The 22109-nt window shown below is 48.5% G+C and carries 20 protein-coding genes; all 20 read right to left on the reverse strand.

Annotated features, from left to right (window positions below):
* Positions 1-54: 54 nt before the first annotated feature.
* Positions 55-1254, reverse strand: coding sequence for a cell division protein FtsZ (gene ftsZ, locus ACTHTG_RS10055; RefSeq protein WP_004518872.1), 1200 nt, complete (start codon positions 1252-1254; stop codon positions 55-57).
* A 252-nt stretch (positions 1255-1506) separates the two neighbouring features.
* On the reverse strand, positions 1507-2757 hold the full coding sequence (gene ftsA / locus ACTHTG_RS10060; RefSeq protein ID WP_004518873.1) for a cell division protein FtsA: 1251 nt from the start codon (positions 2755-2757) through the stop codon (positions 1507-1509).
* 74 nt (positions 2758-2831) lie between these two features.
* Positions 2832-3551 (reverse strand): cell division protein FtsQ/DivIB, encoded by a 720-nt coding sequence (locus tag ACTHTG_RS10065; protein WP_004518874.1) that lies wholly within the window; start codon positions 3549-3551, stop codon positions 2832-2834.
* Positions 3541-4455: a D-alanine--D-alanine ligase gene (locus ACTHTG_RS10070; protein WP_049335322.1), complete on the reverse strand. Its 915-nt coding sequence runs from the start codon at positions 4453-4455 to the stop codon at positions 3541-3543. Before ACTHTG_RS10070 ends, ACTHTG_RS10065 begins: the two co-directional genes overlap by 11 nt.
* An 87-nt stretch (positions 4456-4542) precedes the next feature.
* A complete protein-coding gene (murC, locus tag ACTHTG_RS10075) occupies positions 4543-5952 on the reverse strand; it encodes a UDP-N-acetylmuramate--L-alanine ligase (RefSeq protein WP_004518876.1) in 1410 nt (469 codons plus the stop codon).
* Positions 5953-6118: 166 nt separating this feature from the next.
* A complete protein-coding gene (murG, locus tag ACTHTG_RS10080; RefSeq protein ID WP_004518877.1) occupies positions 6119-7186 on the reverse strand; it encodes an undecaprenyldiphospho-muramoylpentapeptide beta-N-acetylglucosaminyltransferase in 1068 nt (355 codons plus the stop codon).
* Between the two features lie 4 nt (positions 7187-7190).
* Entirely contained in the window at positions 7191-8453 is a 1263-nt protein-coding gene (locus ACTHTG_RS10085; RefSeq protein ID WP_004518878.1) for an FtsW/RodA/SpoVE family cell cycle protein, read from the reverse strand.
* A gap of 291 nt (positions 8454-8744) precedes the next feature.
* Positions 8745-9305: a L,D-transpeptidase family protein gene (locus ACTHTG_RS10090; RefSeq protein ID WP_004518880.1), complete on the reverse strand. Its 561-nt coding sequence runs from the start codon at positions 9303-9305 to the stop codon at positions 8745-8747.
* Between the two features lie 13 nt (positions 9306-9318).
* Positions 9319-10656 (reverse strand): UDP-N-acetylmuramoyl-L-alanine--D-glutamate ligase, encoded by a 1338-nt coding sequence (gene murD / locus ACTHTG_RS10095; RefSeq protein WP_308538529.1) that lies wholly within the window; start codon positions 10654-10656, stop codon positions 9319-9321.
* A 44-nt stretch (positions 10657-10700) separates the two neighbouring features.
* The gene (locus ACTHTG_RS10100; protein WP_004518882.1) at positions 10701-11963 is read right to left on the reverse strand and encodes a tetratricopeptide repeat protein; all 1263 of its coding nucleotides are present in this window, start codon (positions 11961-11963) and stop codon (positions 10701-10703) included.
* 70 nt (positions 11964-12033) lie between these two features.
* Entirely contained in the window at positions 12034-12939 is a 906-nt protein-coding gene (locus tag ACTHTG_RS10105; protein WP_308538530.1) for an SEL1-like repeat protein, read from the reverse strand.
* A 52-nt stretch (positions 12940-12991) separates the two neighbouring features.
* A complete protein-coding gene (locus ACTHTG_RS10110; protein WP_004518885.1) occupies positions 12992-13480 on the reverse strand; it encodes a group II truncated hemoglobin in 489 nt (162 codons plus the stop codon).
* 115 nt (positions 13481-13595) lie between these two features.
* Positions 13596-14678, reverse strand: a complete 1083-nt coding sequence (gene mraY / locus ACTHTG_RS10115) for a phospho-N-acetylmuramoyl-pentapeptide-transferase (protein ID WP_004518887.1) — start codon at positions 14676-14678, stop codon at positions 13596-13598.
* 101 nt (positions 14679-14779) lie between these two features.
* Entirely contained in the window at positions 14780-14929 is a 150-nt protein-coding gene (locus ACTHTG_RS10120) for a hypothetical protein (protein ID WP_049335337.1), read from the reverse strand.
* 442 nt (positions 14930-15371) lie between these two features.
* Positions 15372-16739, reverse strand: coding sequence for a UDP-N-acetylmuramoyl-tripeptide--D-alanyl-D-alanine ligase (locus ACTHTG_RS10125; protein ID WP_004518890.1), 1368 nt, complete (start codon positions 16737-16739; stop codon positions 15372-15374).
* Complete coding sequence (locus ACTHTG_RS10130) at positions 16736-17248, reverse strand: hypothetical protein (RefSeq protein WP_004518891.1); 513 nt, start codon at positions 17246-17248, stop codon at positions 16736-16738. The genes ACTHTG_RS10125 and ACTHTG_RS10130 overlap by 4 nt, the downstream gene beginning before the upstream one ends.
* Before the next feature lie 21 nt (positions 17249-17269).
* Positions 17270-18124 (reverse strand): hypothetical protein, encoded by an 855-nt coding sequence (locus ACTHTG_RS10135; protein WP_004518892.1) that lies wholly within the window; start codon positions 18122-18124, stop codon positions 17270-17272.
* 24 nt (positions 18125-18148) lie between these two features.
* Positions 18149-18670, reverse strand: coding sequence for a M23 family metallopeptidase (locus tag ACTHTG_RS10140; protein ID WP_049335339.1), 522 nt, complete (start codon positions 18668-18670; stop codon positions 18149-18151).
* A 180-nt stretch (positions 18671-18850) separates the two neighbouring features.
* Positions 18851-20329 (reverse strand): UDP-N-acetylmuramoyl-L-alanyl-D-glutamate--2,6-diaminopimelate ligase, encoded by a 1479-nt coding sequence (locus ACTHTG_RS10145; protein ID WP_004518894.1) that lies wholly within the window; start codon positions 20327-20329, stop codon positions 18851-18853.
* 26 nt (positions 20330-20355) lie between these two features.
* The gene (locus ACTHTG_RS10150) at positions 20356-22104 is read right to left on the reverse strand and encodes a peptidoglycan D,D-transpeptidase FtsI family protein (RefSeq protein WP_004518895.1); all 1749 of its coding nucleotides are present in this window, start codon (positions 22102-22104) and stop codon (positions 20356-20358) included.
* Between the last annotated feature and the right edge of the window lie 5 nt (positions 22105-22109).

Raw genomic sequence — 22109 nt, forward strand, 5'->3', positions numbered from 1 at the left:
TTGCTAATAAAAAAGACCCGCCTTTAAGGCAGGTCTTTTCATACATGATCCTGATTATTTCTCAGAAGTATGTTGCTGACGGCGCAAGATAGCCGGAATTTCAAAGTCATCCAGTACAGACTGGTTGCTGAAATCAGCCGCAGTCAGATTCATAGAACGGATATTGCGGTTGGTACGAACCAGGCTTTCAGCACTGCTTTGGCTTTGAGCTTGAGGCGTTTCTTCCGCACCACGTACCAATTGTTGGGTACGAGCAGCAGCGCGCAGTTGGTTGTCAGTACCGTTTTCTTTCAAGCCGGTAGCAATGATGGTAATACGGATAGCGTCTTCGCTCATGCTCTCGTCTTCGGCAGCACCAAATTTGCATTCCACTTCAGGGTGTGCATTTTGGTTGACGATACGCATAATCTCGTTGAACTCAGACATTTTCAGGCAACCAGGAGCAGTGGTAATGTTTACCAATACACCGCGTGCACCATCCAAAGTAACGTTATCCAAGAGCGGGCTGGAGATAGCTTGGTCGGTAGCCAAGCGAGCACGGTCGATACCTTGTGCGAAACCAGAACCCATCATGGCGATACCGCGATTGCTCATCACAGTTTTCACGTCGGCGAAGTCCAAGTTGATCATGTCGCTAGGACAAGTCACCACTTCGGAAATACCGGCAACCGCATCACGCAGTACATTGTCGGCCGCACGGAAAGCTTCACGCATGGTCACGTCTTCGCCCAAAGCAGTCATCAATTTGTCGTTAGGGATAATAATCAGGGAATCAACGCGCTCTTTGAGCTGATCCAAACCTGCTTGAGCGATGTGTACGCGTTTGCCTTCGTAAGCAAACGGACGGGTTACAACCGCAACGGTCAGGATACCCATTTCTTTAGCGATTTCAGCTACAACAGGAGCAGAGCCAGTACCTGTACCGCCACCCATACCGGTAGTGATGAACAGCATGTTTGCACCACGGATGGCATCTTCGATGGCTTCGCGATCTTCTTGGGCAGCGGCGCGACCGATCTCAGGATTTGCACCGGCGCCCAAACCGCGAGTCAGGTTTGTACCCAATTGAATGCGTTTAGCCGCATTGTTTTTAGCCAATGATTGTGCATCGGTATTGGCACTGATGAACTCAACGCCATGAATAGTGTTGGCAACCATGTTGTTGATGGCATTACAGCCGCCGCCGCCCAAACCGATAACTTTAATAACAGCAGGGCTCGTTGCTGATTCTGCTACGTCGTAAACAAATTCCATTCAATAATCCTCCGCGCCCCGCTTTATAAGGACGGTTCAAAAATAACTCATTATCCGTATTATATAAGAAGTATTCAGATACTGGCAAAAATCTTCTTACCATTCGGCTGTCGGCGTTATATTTTTACTACATTTTTTAACAGAAAATATACAAGTTTTAAATTATTCACTTGGCAATTATTTAAAACCGTTTAATTCCACTTAAATATTCAGGACAAACGGTTGCTGCACCGCCTGCCCTGAAAACTTTTATCAGAAATTGTCTCTGAAGAATCTTTGGATTTTTTCCCACAGACCCATTTTTTTGCCTGAATCATTCAGGGCAATCGCACCGGTTCGGCTGGTTTGCTCACCCTCTTCGGCAGCATAGGCCGTCTGAAGCAGGCCGATCGCTGTTGAATAGCGTGGATTGCGGATACGCTCGGACACACCGCCCATTTCTTGTGGAACACCGATACGCGCCGGCAAATTAAAGACTTCTTCCGCCAACTCAACAATACCAGTCAACATAGAAGCACCGCCGGTCAAAACGATACCGGAAGTCAGCACTTCTTCAGGGAAGCCGGAACGGCGCAATTCGTTCAGCGTCAATTCCAAAATCTCTTCTACACGCGGGCCGATGATTTCAGCCAATACACGGCGTGAAATTTGACGTGATTGACGGTCGCCAACACTAGGAACTTCAATCATTTCATCCAAGCCGTCCATAGTCGGAATAGCAGCACCGTAATGGATTTTGATGTACTCGGCTGCACTGTGCGGCGTACGCAAGGCTTGTGCCAAGTCTTTGGTAATCAAATCGCCAGCAACGGGAATAACCGCGGTATGGCGGATGGCGCCATTGGTATAAACCGCGATGTCGGTCGTACCGCCGCCAATATCGATGACGCACACGCCCAAATCTTTTTCGTCTTCAGTCAAAACGGCGTGACCGCTTGCCAAAGGCTGAAGCATGATTTGATCCATTTGCAGGCCGCAACGTTGGATACATTTTTGGATATTTTGCAAAGCAGTGTTCGCACCGGTGATGATGTGTACACGGGTATCCAAACGCACGCCGCTCATGCCGATAGGCTCTTTCACACCGGGTTGGTTGTCGATGATGTACTCTTGAACCACGGTATGTAAGATATTGTGATCAGGCGGAATATTGATGGCTTTAGCCGTTTCGATGGCGCGATCGATATCGGCTTGCGATACTTCGCCATCTTTAATTTTTACCACGCCTTGTGAATTCAGGCTGCGGATATGGTTACCGGCAATACCGGTAACGACGTGGGAAATTTTGGTATCTGCCATCAGCTCGGCATCTTCTACCGCCTGACGAATGGCTTGTGCAGTGGCGTCAATGTTGGTCACCATACCTGCACGCAGGCCGCGTGAAGGGCTTTGACCCAAGCCAACAATGTGGATTTCGTTATCTTCCCGAATCTCACCGATTAAGGCAATGACCTTGGACGTACCAATGTCTAAGGCACTGATATATTTATTTTGTTGTTCCATAATTGCTCGTTCGCTATGTTGTCTGACTGACGGTTTGATTATTTTTGAAACAAGATTGCTTCACGTCTAATCGGCTATTCACTCTCGGAAGGGTTTTCAGACGGCCTGTAACGGACTGAAAAACCATCCTTATAACGCATATCGACATACTCGATACGACTTTGTTTTTTACGCAGCAGCGATGGCCAAATCTGGGCAAACTGCTGCAAACGTTTGATTTCATTTTCACGCCCCAAACGCACGGTAATGCCGTTGTTCAATACAAGCAGCCATGCCGAACGCGGCGTGTAGATCAATTCTTTGATGGTCAGTTTCAACGGGCTCAAAATACCGGAAAAGTCCGCATAATGTTTGACCATGTCTTTGCCTGTCCCCTGCTGCCCTTCAAATATAGGCAGGTCCTGTTTCAGACTTGCGGCAAACACATTGCCCTTACTGTCCACCAAGCCGCCAGCGCGCCAATGCGCAACCGGCACACGCTCGGTCAGGATAATTTCCACGGTTTCCGGAAAACGGCGGCGTACCATTGCCGAGTCAATCCAAGGCAATTCCTGAAAAGCGGCCTGCGCCGAATCAATATCGGCGCGGAACATATTACCCCTGATATGCTCTCGTGCAACGGTTTGCAATTCTTTGTTGGAAGCATATTTCAGCTTACCCTGAATGGCAATCTGTTTCACAGGAAAATATTTGGAATTGTAAAGCCAAGCTATGCCCGAACCTATCAGTAGAAAGGTCATCAGCACCAATAGCCGGCGGGTCAGCCGACCCAATGCGCCTGCATCATCCCACATGAGCGGTCTTCAAAATCTCAATACATAAATCAGCAAAATCTACGCCGGTATGGGCTGCAGATTTTGGCACCAAACTGTGGCTGGTCATACCGGGCAAGGTATTGATTTCCAAAAGATACAGCTTACCGTCCGTATCTTTTAGGAAGTCCACGCGCGAACAACCGTCCGCACCAATCGCCTGCGCGCCACGCACGGCCAGTTCGCGCATCAGGTTTTCCTCATCCTCACTCAAATCTTCCGACGGGCATTGATAAACCGTATCGTCGCGGTTGTATTTAGCCTCGTAGTCGTAAAACTCAGTAGCTGGAATAATATGAATGCTCGGCAGGCCTTTGCCGTTCAATACCGGGCAAGAATACTCGCCGCCTCCGATAAAGCGTTCGGCAATAATTTCACCCTGCAAATGTTTCAATTCTTCGTAAACGCTTTTCAGACGGCCTTTTTCTTTTACTTTTACCACACCGACGCTGCTGCCTTCCGCGGCAGGTTTCACAAACATCGGCAGGCCCAATTTTTCTTCAACAGCATCAAAGTCGCTGTCGTCATGCAATACAGCAAACTCAGGAACAGGCAAACCCACGGCCTGCCAAATCAGTTTGCAGCGGTATTTGTCCATACCCAGCGCGGAAGCGGCCACACCACTGCCGGTGTAAGGAATACCCATCAGTTCCAACGCGCCTTGAACCGCGCCATCTTCGCCGAAAGTACCGTGCAGAATATTGAAGGCCGTCTGAAAACCTTGTGTTTTCAATTCAGACAACGGAGTTTCTTTGGGGTCGAACGCATGGGCATCGACGCCTTTGCTTTTCAAGGCAGCCAAAATAGCGGCGCCGCTGTCCAGAGAAACTTCGCGCTCGCTAGAGAAGCCGCCCATCAACACGGCCACTTTGCCAAAATTCTGCATAATTTCCACTTTCTTAAATACTGATACAGGCCGTCTGAATATTGTTCAGACGACCTATCTGCCCTCAAAGACCAATATGCCCGTTTATTATGATTGTTTCGACAATTCCACCAATGCAGACGGAACGCGGTTGATGCTGCCGGCACCCATATTCAACACAACATCGCCGTCCTGCAAAACATTCAGCAGCATTTGCGGCAAGTCGGCAACGTTTTCGCAGTAAATCGGCTCAAGTTTGCCCAATATGCGGATGGCGCGTGCCAAGGCGCGGGAATCGGCTGCGGCAATCGGCTCTTCGCCTGCGGCATAAACTTCGGTCAACACCAGCGCATCAACGGTATTGAGGACTTTGGTGAAATCTTCGAACAAATCACGTGTGCGGGTATAGCGGTGTGGTTGGAAAGCCAAGACCAAACGTTTTTCAGGGTATGCACCGCGCGCAGCGGAAAGGGTTGCTGCCATTTCAACAGGATGATGGCCATAATCGTCCACCAGCAAAGCAGTTCCGCCGTTTGGTAATTTAATGTCGCCATATTTTTGGAAGCGGCGACCGACACCTTCAAAGCCGAGCAAGCCTTTTTGAATGGCTTCAACCGATGCGCCAACTTCCAGCGCAACGCCGATAGCCGCCAACGCATTGAGGACGTTGTGGCGGCCGGGCATATTCAAAACAACTTCAAACGGCTCTTGCTCATGTCCTTTCATTTGAACATGAACGGTAAATTTCATTTGCGCACCGATGTTTTCGATGTCGGTTGCGTAGATATCAGCGGTATCGTCCAAGCCGTAAGTGGCGTAAGGTTTGCTGATTTTCGGTAAAATCGCGCGGACGTGTTCGCTGTCGATACACAAAAATGCCTTACCGTAAAACGGCATACGGTGGATAAAATCTACAAACGCCTGATGCAGTTTATCAACGCTGTGACCGTAAGTATCCATGTGATCTTCGTCGATATTGGTCACGACGGACATAATCGGCGTCAGATACAGAAAAGAAGCATCGGATTCGTCGGCTTCGGCAACAATGTATTCGCCTTTACCCAAACGGGCATTGGTACCAGCGGCATTGAGTTTGCCGCCGATAACGAAAGTCGGGTCAAGTCCTGCCGCGCCGAGAATAGAAGCAGTTAGACTGGTGGTTGTGGTTTTGCCGTGCGTACCGGCAATGGCGATACCATCGCGGAAGCGCATCAATTCTGCCAACATCAACGCGCGCGGAATGACGGGGATTTGCTGTTCCAACGCGGCAACGACTTCGGGATTGTCTTTTTTGACGGCAGTAGAGGTAACAACTACGTCGGCGCCATTGACGTGTTCGGCAGTATGGCCGGGATAAACTTGGATGCCGAGAGCGCTCAAATGCTCGGTAACGGCATTACGCGCCTGATCCGAACCGGAAACTTTAAAGCCCAAATTGTGTAAAACTTCGGCAATACCGCTCATGCCGACGCCGCCGATTCCGACAAAATGGATGTTGGTCACTCGATTTTTCATCATAACGTTGCGTTCCGGTTGGTTTTTAGTGCGTAAAGGCGTTATTTTAAAGGGCTATCCGCTTCTGCGCTATGCTTTTATTGTAAAGGAATTTTAACAAAAGCAATAAAGGCCGTCTGAAACGCCGTTAATCAACTTTTCAGACGGCCTTTACTCGAAGTCTGCCTGCTTATTCGGTACAAGAGATGGCAACTTCCGCCACATCGTCCGCACTGTGCGGCAACGCCAAGGTACGGGCATTTTTCGCCCATTTCAGGCATTTTTCACGGTTTAATCCGCCGAGGATTTCGGCCAGTTTTTCTGCCGTCAGTTGAGTTTGCGGCAGCAGCAAACCAGCTTCAGCCTGTACCATAAAACGCGCATTGGCTGTTTGATGGTCGTCCACTGCGTGCGGATACGGCACCAGCAATGCGCCCAAACCGGCAGCCGTCAATTCGGCAATCGTCAGCGCGCCGGCACGGCAAATTACCAAATCGGCATCGCGGTAGGCAGACACCATATCGGTAATAAATTCGACGCACTCGGCTTGCACACCCAACGCATCGTAATCCGCCTGCAAGTTGCCCAATTTATTGCGGCCGGACTGATGATACATTTGCGGACGAACCTCCTCAGGCAATAATGCCAAAGCTTGCGGAACGGTTTTGTTCAACACATCCGCACCCAAACTGCCGCCCACCACCAAAACTTTCAGACGGCCTTGACGGTTTTCAAAGCGTTCTTCGGGAACAGGCAATGCCGCAATATCGGCACGGACAGGATTACCCACCAAGCCGCCTTCATGTTGAAAGGCTTTGGGGAAAGCGTACAAGACACGTTTTGCCCAACGCGACAATTGGCGGTTGGACAAACCGGCTACGGCGTTTTGCTCGTGAATCACAATCGGCACACCGGAAATTTTTGCCGCTAAGCCGCCGGGGAAAGTAACGAAACCGCCAAAACCGATAACACACTCGACACGGTGTTTCTTAATAATCTGCTGAGCCGCACGGACGGTTTTATACAGTGTAAACGGCAACATCAGCTTGCGCTTGATGCCGTTGCCGCGGATGCCTTTAATCGCCAGCGTTTCCAAGCGTATGCCGTATTGCGGCACAATGCGCTCTTCCATCGAATCCTGACTGCCCAGCCAAATCACATGATGGCCGCGCTTTTGCAGCGACTCGGCAACCGCCAATGCAGGGAAAATATGGCCGCCCGTACCGCCGGCCATCAGCATAAAAGTTTTACCGCTCATGGTTTTACTCCACCGAATAACCGCGCATTTTTTGGCGGTTTTCATAATCAATGCGCAATAACAAAGTAACGCACACCAGCATGATAAAGACAGCCGAACCGCCGTAAGACATAAACGGCAGAGTCAGGCCTTTAGTAGGCAGGATACCGATGTTTACACCGATATTGAAGAAACTTTGAATACCAATCCAAATACCGATACCGTTGGCAATATACGCGCTGAACATCAAGCCCGAATCACGCGCCTGCTTGCCAATGGAAAACGCGCGCCACACCAGCCAGCCGTAGCAGAACACCAAAACCAGCATCCCTAAAAAGCCGAATTCTTCGCCGATGACGGCAAAAATAAAGTCAGTATGCGCTTCAGGCAGGTAGAAACGTTTTTCCAAACTTGCTCCCAAGCCCTCGCCAAACCAGCCGCCGCGCGCAATCGCCATCAAGGAATGTGTCAGCTGATAGCCTTTACCCAAAGGATCACTCCAAGGGTCCAAAAACGCCGCCACACGCGCCATACGGTAAGGTGCGGCCAAAATCAACAAACCCATACCACTCACAACGGTCGCCACCAATACGGCAAAATACTTCCACGGAAAGCCCGCCAAAAACAGCATACCCATGGTAATCACGACAATCACGACAAACGAGCCAAAGTCCGGCTGACCCATAATCAAAACCAAACCGAACGCCACCAACATAATCGGCAGAATCAAGGTCTTAAACTTGCGGAAACGTTCCTTTACCCTTACCCAAGCTTCACTTTTAAAAGGGCTGCACACCAAATCGCCAATACCGGTAAACAAAGACGACCAACCCAAAGAATCCAAATCGCGCAACATTTCTTCACGGCGCGTAAACAGGCTGGACAAATACAAGACCGTCGCCAATTTGAAAAATTCAGTCGGTTGCAAGTTGAGCGGCCCGATATGAATCCAGCGCGTCGCGCCATTAATCTCACGGCCGACAAACAAAACCAGCAACAACAGCAAACCTGAAACAGCAAAATAAAACGGAATAATCCGCCGCCAGAAACTCATCTTCAGCAGGAAAAGCGGCAAGCATATAGCCACTGTAAACAGGATAAACATTGCCTGTTTGGACACAAAAGAAAACTGGCTGCCCCCTTCCGATGCTGCATACGCAATAGAAGCCGAATAAATCATAATCAGGCTGAAGACCGTCATTAAGACGACCATCCACAAGAGAGAAACATCAAACTTCCGACCATCGCGCGCAATCGGCCGGTCAAGCATTTTGGAAAGACTAATCATGAAAACATCCGTAACGGCTTGAATAAAATATTCAGACGGCCTGCAAATGGGCAAGAGGCCGTCTGAAAAAATGAATTAACGTTATTTTAAAGGTTTATTTCCAAACCAACAATTCAGAATCTACGGTTCAAAAAAGAGAAAGCGTGTTGACCTATCCTTAGAAAGGATTGGCGGCTTATTTTAGATAAAAATCCCAGTATCAAGTCCCCTGCCCTGTCGAGCTTTTCAGACGGCATGATAAGCAATCGACTACCCGTTACAACCGCCCCATCACTTCAACAGGCATAAAACCTACGGCAGAATCTCAATTTCCGCGTTGTGTTTTACGCTGCGGTAGAGTTCGTCGACTTCTTCGTCTGTTACCGCGATGCAGCCGTTGGTCCAGTCTTTTTGCAGGTGTTTTTTACCGATAAAACCCCAGCCGTTTTTCATGCCGTGGATTTTAATCAACCCGCCCGGGCTTTTGCCTTGTGCCGCAGCGTAGGCTTTATCGGCTTCGTTGGGATAGGAAACACCGAGGTTTTTATGGTAGCCGCTATTGGGATTACGCTCATTGATGCGGTATTTTCCTTCAGGCGTTTTGCCGTCGCCTTCAAACTGTTTATGCCCGACCGGTTGCTTGCCCAACGAAATGGGATAGGTTTTCAGCAACCTGCCTTGCGAGTACGCCGACATGGTGCGCTTGCTTTTATGCACAACCAACCTGTCGATAACGGCATTTTCAGGCAACGCCGCTTCGCTTGGCGTGGCTACGGTTGTCGTGGAACGAATCGGCGCGGCAAACCAAAATACTAAAGCGGCGACAGCCGAAAGCATAGCTACCGCCAAGCCGATCTTCAACCCAACTTTCATCTTTCAGACGGCCTTACAAAGCTTTGAACACTTCAATAAACACTTCCGAACGGTGTGCATAGCCTTTAAACATATCGAAGCTCGCACAAGCTGGGCTGAGCAACACGATATCGCCCGCTTCGGCTTGGGCGTATGCCTTCTGCACCGCTTCTTCCAAAGTGGCGCAGTCGATCATATTCAGACCGCAGCCGTCCAAATCGCGACGGATTTGCGGCGCATCGACACCGATCAGGAACACGCCTTTTGCCTTGCCGGCAAGCGCGTCGCGCAGAGGCGTGAAGTCCTGCCCTTTGCCCATGCCGCCCAAAATTACAAAGAGCGGATTTTGCAAACCGGCAATCGCGGCGGCAGTCGCACCGACGTTCGTGCCTTTGCTGTCGTCGATAAACACCACGCCGTTTTTCTCGCCGATTTTTTCCACGCGGTGCGGCAGGCCTTGGAAGGTTTTAACATGTTCGAGCAATGCTTCGCGCGGCAAACCGACCGCTTCGCACAAGGCGATGGCAGCCATAACGTTGGCGGCGTTGTGCAGACCTTGCAACGGAATGTCTTGCGTGGCAATCAAGTCCTCATTGCCTTGTTTCAGGCATCCTGTCTCACGTTCCAACCAAAAATCGGCTTTATGTTCCAACGAAAACCATTTCACCTCGCGCCCGGCACGCTTCATCGCACGGCAGAACGCATCGTCTGCATTCAAAACCTGCACGCCATCGCCACGGAAAATCTTGGCTTTGGTATGCGCGTAGTCGAGCAAATCGTCGTAGCGGTCGAGATGGTCTTCGGAAATGTTCAGCACCGTCGCCGCAGTCGGGCGCAGGCTTTCGGTGTTTTCCAGTTGGAAGCTGGAAAGCTCCAACACCCACATGTCCGCCTTTTCGCCTTCGCGCTGCAATTCCGCTTCCAAAACCGGCGTGCCGATATTGCCCGCGATGACAGTATCCAGCCCGCACTTGATGCAGAGATAGCCGACCAAGCTCGTTACCGTCGTTTTGCCGTTGCTGCCGGTAATCGCAATCACCTTGTCGCCGCGGCGGTTCACAATGCCCGCCAGCAATTCGATATCGCCCAACACGCGCCCACCGTTTTGCTTGAACGCCTCGATATCTGGCTGACGCTCGCTGATGCCGGGACTGAGCGCCAAAATATCGAAACCATTATCCAACGCATCTTTCAGACGGCCCGTATAAAACACCAGCCCGTCAAACATCTTACCGATTTGCGACACGCGCTCCGGTTTCAGCTCCGCATCATACGCGGCAACCTCCGCGCCGTTTTTGCGCAGGTAGGCAATCATAGAAATGCCCGTGCCGCCTAGTCCGGCGACGAGGATTTTTTTATTTTGAAAAGTCATTTTGGTTTTGTCCTAAGTTTTTCAGACGGCCTTTGAATAAGGATTCAATATCCTTTCTGATTCAATTCTCGGTAAGCATCGCAACCTCGTTGCAATCCATTATCACAAGCCTTACCAAACCAATCTTTGGCAATCTTATAATTCTGACGAACACCTTCTCCGTTGGCATACATCACACCAAAATTATATTGGGCTTCTGCATATCCTTGCTCTGCCGCCTTACGATACCAATGCACTGCCTGTGCATCATCTTGACGAACTCCTTGCCCTTGATCATACATTATACCCAAATTGAATTGCGCTTGAGCAACACCTTGTTCTGCAGCCTTGTGATACCACCTCACCGCCTGTACATCATCTTGACGAATTCCTTGCCCATTGGCATACATTACACCCAAATTATATTGGGCTTTAGCATGCCCTTGTTCTGCCGCCCTGCCAAACCACTGCACTGCCTGTGCATTGTCTTGACGGACTCCTTGCCCTTGAAGGTACATCATGCCCAAATTAAATTGAGCTTGAGCATCTCCCTGCTCTGCTGCCTTTCTGTACCACTTAATCGCCTCTACATAATCTTGACGTACACCTTCCCCACTCGCATACATATCGCCTAAATTATATTGTGCATCTACATTCCCTTGTTCCGCAGCTTTACGATACCATCCTATAGCCTGTATGTAATCCTGATGCACTCCTTCCCCGTTAGCATATGCCACACCTAAATTATACTGACCTATGGCATCTCCATGACCAGCCGCTCTACGAAACCATTTCAACGCCTTCTCATAGTCTTTGCCAACACCTTGCCCATTAGCATACAGCATACCCAAATTTAACTGAGCATCTGTATTTTCCTGATTCGCAGCCCTATAAAACCATTCCGCAGCCTGAGCATAGTCTTGACTAACACCTTGCCCATTTTGATACAACATACCCAAATTATTTTGAGCTCCAGTATCACCCTGTTCGGCAGCCTTACGATACCATTCTGCCGCCTGTACATAATCTTGACCAACACCTTGCCCCAGCTGATACATTACACCCAAGTTAAATTGAGCTTTAGCATTCTCTTGCTCTGCTGCCTTACGAAACCACTGCACTGCTAGCCTGTTGTCTTGACTAATACCCTGTCCATTCGCATACATTGCTCCAATACTTAATTGAGCTTCTGGATCTCCTTGCTCCGCAGCTCTCAGCATATTCTTAAAATCCGGAATACTTTCAGCTAAAGCTGCCTGCCCTAACCCAAAGCAAGCCATCACACCCATTATTATTTTTTTCACCGAAACCTTCATTTTAAAATCCATTACATTCAAATTATTATTTCTGTTTTATCCTAGTTTTTCAGACGGCCCTTAGCAAAATTTAATATCCTGCCTAATCCAATTTTTGATAAGCATCACAACTTTGCTTGTCTCCATTAGCACAAGCCTTCTTAAACCATTCTTTAGCAACTATTTTACTTTGACGTACACCTTGCCCTTTTAGATACATTACACCTAAATTGTATTGGGCCTCAGAACTTCCTTGCTCCGCTGCTTTACGATACCAATATAAGGCCTGCTTATCATCTTGACGAACACCGAATCCATTATGATAAGCCACGCCAAGATCTGATTGAGCTTTGATATTTTCTTGATCTGCTGCACGATGTAGCCATAGCACCGCCTGTTTAAAATCTTTTTGCACGCCTAAACCATGCATATACCTTGTAGCCACAGTATATTGTGCTTGATTATCTCCCTGCTCCGCCGCCTTTCGATACCATTGGAACGCCTTCTCAGGAGCTTTACCGACACCTAATCCGTTATCATACATAATGGCTAAATTGTATTGGGCATCAAGATACCCTTGTTCTGCCGCCTTTTCATACCATTGAGCTGCTTGATCATAATCTTGTTCAATGCCTTTACCAAAAAAATAGATTGTTCCTAAATCATACTGAGCTTTAGCAAAGCCTTGTGCAGCAGCTTTTTGAAACCAATATTTGGCTTGCTCATAATCTTGAGCAATACCTTGTCCCTTATAATATAATCCCCCTAGATTGCTCTGCGCTTCAACATCCCCCTGTTCTGCCGCTCTACGGAACCAATGTTCTGCCTGTTTATAATCTTTGGTAGCCCCTTTCCCCAAGTAATACATCAAACCTAAATTAAATTGGGATGCAGCATTCCCTTGTTTGGCTTCTTGCTCTGTTTCTGCAAAATTTGGGATATCACTTGTATTAGCCATCTGTCCGAATCCAAACAAAGCAACTGCTATTTTTCTTAACCAATTTTTCATTTTACATTCTCTCTTATATTCTTTAATGTCATAGCAGCATTTTCAAACAGACTTAATCTGAAAATTCCTCAAAAAATCTGTTTACACCGTAGCTACTCAAAATCTGCTGCAATTCCGGTGTGCGCACCCATGGGTCAACCGCCATTGGCGGCATAGGCGGTTCGATACCGTCTTCGTTTTGGTTACGACACCAATCTGCCATGGCAAAAACTTGGATTAAAACCGGCTCGGCAAGTGCTTTATCGATGTCCAGTTCGCTCATGGCTTGGGCAAAGCAGGCGATCCATTCGTTGCGGACTTGTACGTTGACGGCAAAAGGCATATGGCGGGCACGCAGTTGGGGATGGCCGTATTTTTCGACAAAGAGTTGTGGACCGCCGAGCCAGCCGCTGAAAAATTCGTAGAGCTTTTCGCGTATCAGGGTCATGTCTTCGCCGTGCATTTGGCGTAAGGCTTGGTATTTCGGCTCAAGTTCCATTAAGTCGTAGAAACGGTCGGTCAGGGTGCGGATGCCGGTTGCGCCGCCGAAAGATTGGTACATGTTTGGAGACTTTCTGTGTGGATTATTGCGGGATTTATTTTGGGACGTAGGATTCAGGCAAGCATGCTTACCTTACATAATGGCCGTCTGAAACTTTCAGACGGCCTTTGGAGATTTAGCGGATTTTGAGGGTACTTAAACCAATCAGCACCAAGACGATGGTGATAATCCAGAAGCGGACAACGACTTGGGTTTCTTTCCAGCCTTTTTGTTCGTAATGGTGATGAATCGGCGCCATCAGAAAGATGCGTTTTTTGGTTCGTTTGTACCAACCGACTTGCAACATAACGGAAATGGCTTCAACAACAAACAGGCCGCCCATGATGACGAGGACAAATTCTTGGCGGATGATGACGGCAACGGTACCGAGCGCCGCACCAAGCGCGAGCGCGCCGACGTCGCCCATAAAGACTTGTGCCGGATAGGCGTTAAACCACAAAAAGCCGAGACACGCACCACACATGGCGGTACAGAAAATCACCACTTCGTTTGCGCCGGCAACGTAAGGCAATTGCAGGTATTGGGCAAATTGGGAGTGGCCGCTGGCATAGGCAAAGATAGCAAGACCGGCGGCGACAAGTACAACGGGGAATGCGGCTAAGCCGTCCAATCCGTCGGTCAGGTTAACGGCATTGGATGTGCCGACGATGGTCAGGTAGGACAATACCAAGAAGCCAACTACGCCAAGCGGCAAGGCAACTTGTTTGAAGAAGGGAACAATCAGGATATTGTTGGCAGAATTTGTCGCAAGGTAGAACAACGCCAAACCGGCGATGATGGCAACGCTGGACTGCCACACCATTTTGAATTTGGCAGACACGCCGTTAGGGTCTTTATAAACCACTTTACGCCAGTCGTCGTAAAAACCGAGTGCGCCGGTAGCAAGCAAGACGCCTAAGAGAATCCAGATATAAGGATTTGCCCAGTTGCCCCACAAAATTGTGGACACGGTAATAGCGGTCAAAATCAGCGAGCCGCCCATGGTTGGCGTACCGTTTTTGATCAGGTGGGTTTGAGGGCCGTCAGTACGGACGGCTTGGCCGACTTTAAGCGCAGTCAGCTTGCGGATGGTCCACGGACCAAGCAATAGAGAAAACGCCAAAGCAGTCAGCGCAGCCATCACGGCACGGAATGTGGTGTATTGAAAAATATTCAGGCCGGTTAACCAGTTACTGAAATGTGCGAGCCATAAAAACATGGGGCTTCCTTTTTTGTTTTTGTTGTTACAGTGGGCTTATTGCCCAATTAAAAATAAATCGGTATGCCGTCTGAAATTTCAGACGGCCTTATTGAGTAAGATTATTTCTCTACCACGCAAATCGGATAGTTTCCGGGATTCTTTCCGCCGCCTAAATCCAAGCAGGTATCTTCATAGATAAATGCCTGTACTTTCATTCCGGCATAAAACGCGGCAATCAGCAAACCAGTCAATAGTAAAATCTTTTTCATATTTCAGACGGCCTTCTTAAGTTTTATTTTCTTGGGTCTGAAAATAATCCTTGGGATGTAAGCAAAACAAGCTGTAACAAATTGCAGCGCGAATAATGACATCCAACAATGGAAACCCGATTCTAGGGGAAACCAAATAACCGACCATATTGTAGACGATATACAGTATACAGCCATAACCTACGCGCCCAATCCTTACCTCTCCATAATCCAACAGCACTAACCAGCATCAATATCACTTGCACAAGCAAATGAAAATTTCCTAACCAAAATTCAAACCAACCCCAACGTCCTCTTGTGCTTTCGTATGCTTCGCTTATTGTCTCAAATCCTACATCTTTGATGTACTGCCACACTGCAACCGGCCATAAAACTGCTGCCACTACCATCATCCCAACGATAACCTGCAACAGTATAGGCCGTTTCCTTTTCTGTTCCATTTTCAGACAACCTCTTTATCCGTCAGTGCCTCGACCACTTCTTCCATCTTCATAAAGCGTGATCCCTTGACCAATACAGTAGCGCGTTCAGGCAAATCGTGGCTCAACACTTGAATCAGCGGATCTTTGTCAGCAAACCACAAACCTTCCGCGCCAAACGTTTCCGCTGCTTCAACGCTGTTGTCGCCGACAAAATATGCGGCCTCGATGCCTTTATCCCGTGCATACGCGCCAACTTCGGCGTGCATGGCGGCGGCTTCGTCCTCACCCAATTCGCCCATGTCGCCCATCACAAAAATACGCGGCGCAGGCATAGCAGCGAGCACATCAATGGCGGCTTTCATACTGTCGGGGTTGGCATTATAAGTATCGTCAATCAAAGTCGCGCCTTTAATGCCTTGCTTGATATTCAGACGACCTTTGATATTACTGAAATTTTTCAGGCCGTCTGAAACTTCGGCAAGGCTCAAACCTGCCGCCAAAGCCAGAGCAGCCGCCGCTACGGCATTATGCACATTGTGACGGCCGGGGACTGGCAACACCACGGCAACACGTTCATTGCCACGCACCAAATCAAATTCGCAGGACAACGGTTTCAACTCAATATTTTCTGCATGGACATCGCCACTGGCAACGCCGAAAGTCTGAGCATTCAATTGCGCAGTAGCAGCTTCAAATGTAGCGATATTGGCATCTTCGCACGGAATCAGCGCAATGCCGTCTGAAAGCAAACCTTCGTAGATTTCACTTTTTGCTTTAGCAATATCGCCGACGCCATCAAAACCGCAACCGACATGCGCGCGCAAAGCGTTATTAACCAGAGCAACATTCGGACCGGCAATTTGGGTCAGCAAAGACAATTCGCCAAAATGGTTCATACCCATTTCAATGACGGAGTAGCGGTGTTTTTCGTTCAGTTTCAACAAAGTCAGCGGCAGGCCGATATGATTGTTAAAATTGCCGGCAGTCGCCAACACAGCTTCATTACCGAATCGATGACGCAATACGCAGGCCAACATCTCTTTAACCGTCGTTTTACCGGAAGAGCCGGTAATGCCAAAGACAAACGGATTCACATTTTCACGCCACGCCTTCGCCAGTTTTTGCAAAGCCGCAAGCGTATCGTCAACCTTCAATGCGCCTTTCAAAGCCGCACAATCTTCGCGCGAAACCACAACTGCCGTTGCCCCTGCTGCCAAAACATCTTCAACAAAGTCATGCGCGTCAAAGCGCTCTCCGGCAAGCGCGAAAAATACGTCGCCTTCCTGAATATCGCGGCTGTCTGTAACAATACGCGAAACGGGTTGATTTTCAGACGGCACCGGAAGGCCGAGCGTTTGACAGATGAAATTTAGGTCTAGTGGTTTCATGATTGTGTTTCTTGTCCTTGTTCTACTTGTTCTAACGGTTCCACATTTTTATCCGTATTTTGGGAAACCATTTTTAAATGACGATAATTACGTCCTGCCAGCACAATAAAAAGAATAGCGGCAAAATTTACACCGACAGAAAGCTTATTTACCGTAAGGCTGAACCATAGTTTCAATACACTATCTATATAAAATACAAAAGAAAATACATCGCTTGCAAAAGCAATTTGCAATAAGCATGGCATGTACACATATGTCATTCTCTTAAAACCGACTTCACGGAATTTAAACGCATTCCATGCTGCAGACAACGCCAACATACCCAAAATGAAAAGTAAAATCCCAAAAAACACAGCCCATGCTATGCTGTTAATCAGTCCTTGCACACTCTGAATTGATGCCAGAATCAACCAAACCACGCCCTGCACAAAAGTCAGCCATGCCATAAATTTGCCGCTTTTGGGCAATTTTTTATATTCAGGAAATGTATTGGAAAACCAACTTTTCATACTACAAATCACTTTCTCTTATCAACTGCCGATTTTCCCGTACTGCTGGTAATCGGAAAAACACAATACAATGGTTTCACCGTTTTGGCGGTAGGGGTGGCAAAGGCTGTAATTGCCATCTTTTGCCTCATAACGTATTTCATTTGTTTGTCCAGCAAATACCCTCTGCAAGTATTCACGCTCGCTCAGATTTGGGGCATAAAGATATTGCGTTTTGCTGATTGTTTCTTTATTGCCATTCCGAGTAACGACAAAACCATTATCATCGCCTACTCCCCGAGCATTGGGTGCCTGCTCATCAATCCCACTTAACTGGGAATCAGCTGAGAAAGCCAAATAAACCTGTTTATTACCGATCGTATCCGGCACAATCACTGTAGCTGCTTTAAAGGCAGAATCTTCCTTCGACATCAGCTCAAGGATTAACGCTGCTTTTTTAATATACGCAAAATCAAAACGATAATCTGCCAATGCATTGATTTGCGATGGATTATCCTTGACGATACGCTCTAGAGATTGAGTCAAAATCTGACGTTTTTTCTGAACAGTCAGATAATTTCCGCCAAATAACAGGGCTGCTAAAACGGGAAATACTGCCAACAACAAATATAAGGTTTTTCGGCCACCTTTGCTTTCTTCCTCTTGTCCTCGCTCGGCAATACGGGTCAAATTCAGCATGATGTTCAGTATCAAGGCACCCGCCATCACGGCAAAAATCCCCAAAATACTCATCAGGAAAATTTCCGTAATGTATTCGCGGAACACCTTAAGCCCGAAAACATTGGATAGAATCAGAACAAATACCCAGTACACCAGCAGCACAACTGCCACCATACCGACGATATTCGTTGCCTTAACCAATTTCTTTGCGTTCATACTCTCAAATCTTGTTCAGACGGCCTATCTGTTCTGATTAATCAGCGGATACGGATTCACCGCGCCGTTCGGCAGATATACACCGTAATGCAGGTGGGCCGGTGTGGTTCTGGCATTGCCGGTTTTACCGACATAGCCGATGACCTGTCCTTCTTTTACTCGTTCATACAGGCGGATACGGGCAAATTTATTGAGGTGGGCATAGTAATGCCACGCACCCGGCCCTTGAATACCGATAACTTTACCGCCCAATCGGTTGCGCCCGATTTTGGTGACGATACCGGGCGTGGTACTGCGTATCGGCGTGTTTTTCTTAGCAAAAATATCCACACCTTCATGCCTTCGCCCCTGACTGCGCGCTGCGCCCCAAGTGTCGTCAAAACGCTTGCCTTTAACGGGATTCGGCAGGCTTTGCTCGACCGGAGGCTGTTGCGCCCTCAACTGCTCGATTTCGGCAGTAGGACGCGGAAGTTGTTTGGTTGTACAGCCTGCAAATAAAACTACGGCTGCACTGATTAATAAGGTTTTTGTCGGCATTTTCAGCATCAAATCGGTCTCCTTGTTGTTCAGACGGCCTTATTAAAAAGTCTTCCGAAACAAACAACTGTGATGGGTTTAATGGCTGACGTGCCGTAATGCGTGTGTCGTATTGCTTTTATTGTATATGTTTAAATCTTTTTCAGACGGCCTTAAGGTTTCGGGCCGTCTGAACATTTGCGATATGGCTTAACCGCGCTCTGCCAATGCTTTTTCTGCGATTTCAAAATCGGAGAAATGATGCTTCACGCCTTGTACATCCTGATAGTTTTCATGCCCTTTACCAGCAATCAGAATGATGTCGTTAGCGGCAGCCTGCTCAACCGCATAACGGATGGCAACGGCACGATCAACTTCGACACGTTCAGGATTAGATACAGCAGGCAAAATATCGTTGATGATGTCTTGAGGATTTTCCAAGCGCGGGTTATCGCTGGTAACCACTACTTTATCGGCACCCTGAACTGCTGCCGCACCCATCAATGGGCGTTTGCCGCAGTCTCGGTTGCCGCCGCAGCCGAATACGCACCACAAAGCCGCGCCCTGCGGTTTGATTTCCTGCAAAGTGGAGAGTGCTTTTTCCAGTGCATCCGGCGTGTGGGCATAATCGACAACGACCAAAGGTTTGCCGCTGTTCATAATGCAATCCATGCGGCCTGAAGCGGGACGGATTTTTGCCAGTACTTCCAAAACGTTATTGAGTGGATAACCGTTGGCACACAGCAAGGCAACGCAGGCGGCGAGGTTTTGCGCGTTGAATCGTCCGAGCAGACGGGTACGGCATTTTCCTTCGCCCCATGGTGTTTGGAATACGGCTTCCATGCCGTCTGAAGAAGCGGTGAAATCGGTAATGCGGATATCGGCTTGCTCGCTGAAACCATAGCCATAAACGGCTAAATCGGGACAGTCTTTTTTCAGACGGCCTGCGAGTTCTGCACCGTATTCATCATCGACATTGATGATGGCGTGTTGCAGACCATGCCAGTAGAACAGGCGCGATTTGATGGCACCATAGGCTTCCATGGTGCCGTGATAGTCGAGATGGTCGCGGGTGAGATTGGTAAAGATTGCGCTGCGAAACGGCACGCCGTTGACGCGCGATTGGTCAAGGCCGTGGCTGGAAACTTCCATCGCGGCGGCTGTTGCGCCTTGCTGGCGGAAGCGGTAGAGCAGGGTTTGGACATCGACAGGAGCAGGTGTGGTATGTGTGGTTTCTTCCAATGTGCCCCAAAAGCCGTTGCCGACTGTGCCGATAATGGCGGTTTTTTCGCCCAACAGATCGGCAGCTTGCGCCAGCCATTGTGTGATAGAGGTTTTGCCGTTGGTACCGGTTACGCCCCAAACTTTAAGGCTGTCTGAAACATTACCGTAAACCTGCGCCGCCAACATACCGGCGCGATGTTTCAGATCTTTAATGCCTTGATTAGGAACGTTCCATTCGGGATTCCATGTAAATTTGCCGTCATCATCCCAAAAAACAAAGGTTGCACCGTTGGCAATGGCGGCAGGAATATAGCTGCGGCCGTCTGTATATTCGCCCTGACAGGCAACGAAAATGTCACCCTGTTTAATTTGTCGGCTGTCTGAATGCAACAAACGCCCTGCTGCGTTTTCACACAGCAGAGGCGGAAAGTTGGTTTCAGCCAAGGGGGTTAACTTGCTGAACATAAACAATATCTCTTTGATTGTTTGGATTATGACGGTACTTTGACGGTAGCGGTATTACTTAAAGGCTTGGTCGGGGAAACACCCAAGATGTTCAAGCTTCCGCTCATGACTTCTTTGAATACGGGACCGGCAACCACGCCGCCGTAATAGCCGTTGGCAGTCGGTTCGTCGATGGTAACGGCCACAATCACGCGTGGATTTTTAGCCGGGGCAAAACCGATGAACGTACCAACGTGTTTGTTGTCTACATAGCGGCCATTGACCAGTTTACGCGCCGTACCGGTTTTCGCACCTACGTCGAAACCATCGACAGCACCGGCAGTACCGGTACCACCGGCTTCAGTAACGGAAACCATCAACTCGCGCACTTTTTTCGCAGTAGAGGCTTTGATGACGCGCTTGCCTTTAGGTGCAACCGCTTGTTTTTCAAAGCTGACAGGCAACAATTCGCCGTCATGGGTCAGGACAGTATAGGCACGCGCCAATTGCAACAGGCTTAATTGCAGACCATAGCCGAAAGACATAGTTGCCTGTTCGATTTTTTGCCATCTGCGCCAGCTTCTCAACAAACCTGCAGTCTCACCAGGAAAGCCTGAATGCATGCGCACGCCCACACCTAAATCGTGATAGAAATCGTACATTTCTTTAGGCGTAAACATGGCAGAAAGTTTACTGGTGCCGACGTTGGAAGATTTTTGCATAATGCCACGCACATCCAAAGTAGGATAAACGTGGGTATCTTGTACGGTAGCCGGACCGATTTTGTAAGGCAGGGTATTGAACGTATCGGTTGCATCCACTTTACCGGAATCCAATGCTTTGGCAATGGTAAACGGTTTCATTGCAGAACCGGGTTCAATCATATCGGTTACGGCGCGGTTACGGCGCTGTTCGCTATTGGCTTGACCCGGTTGATTCGGATCGTAAGCAGGGCTGTTGACCAAAGCCAAAATTTCGCCGGTTTGCGCATCCAATACCACAACCGTACCCGCTTTGGCTTTGTGATAAGCCACAGCCTTGTTCAACTCGTCATAAGCCAGCGTTTGAATACGCTGATCCAAAGACAAAATCATGTCTTGGCCATTTTTAGGCACGCTGTTGCGTGGAGAGTCGAGGCTGTCAACGATATTACCTTTGTTGTCACGCAATACGACTTTCGCACCATCTTCACCGCGCAGACTGTCTTCACGGGAAAGCTCCAAGCCCTCTTGACCTTTGCCGTCGATATTGGTAAAACCGATAACATGCGCAAACAGATTGCCCATCGGGTAATGGCGTTTCAATTCTTTTTGGAATGCGATACCTTTAATGCCCAATGCTTTGATTTCTTCTGCTTTCTCGTAGCTGAGTTGACGTTTCAGATAGATAAAGCCTTTGTCTTTTTTAGACAATTTATTTTTCAAAACTTCAACAGGCACATCGGCAATGGCCGACAGTTTTTCTAACTGCTCGTCAGTCGGCATTTCCTCCATGCCGGAAGGCATGGCATACAATGATTCGGTAGGCGCACTCAACGCCAATGTAGCACCATTGCGGTCGGTAATCATACCGCGTGATGCAGGCAGCGGAAGTGTGCGCACAAAACGTTGGTCGCCCTGATTTTTCAAAAACTCATGCTGACTGGTTTGCAGATAAACCCCGCGCACCAACAGACCGGTAAATGCCAGCGCAACGGCACCCAGCACCAAACCAATACGTCCGTTACTTGTCAGCGGTTTTTTTGTTTTTGTGGTTCCAGACAGCATTTGAGGTTTATATTCGTTCTTAATTAACATGTTGG

This window comes from Neisseria sp. P0017.S009 (assembly GCF_051957375.1).
Taxonomy (GTDB): Bacteria; Pseudomonadota; Gammaproteobacteria; order Burkholderiales; family Neisseriaceae; genus Neisseria; species Neisseria perflava.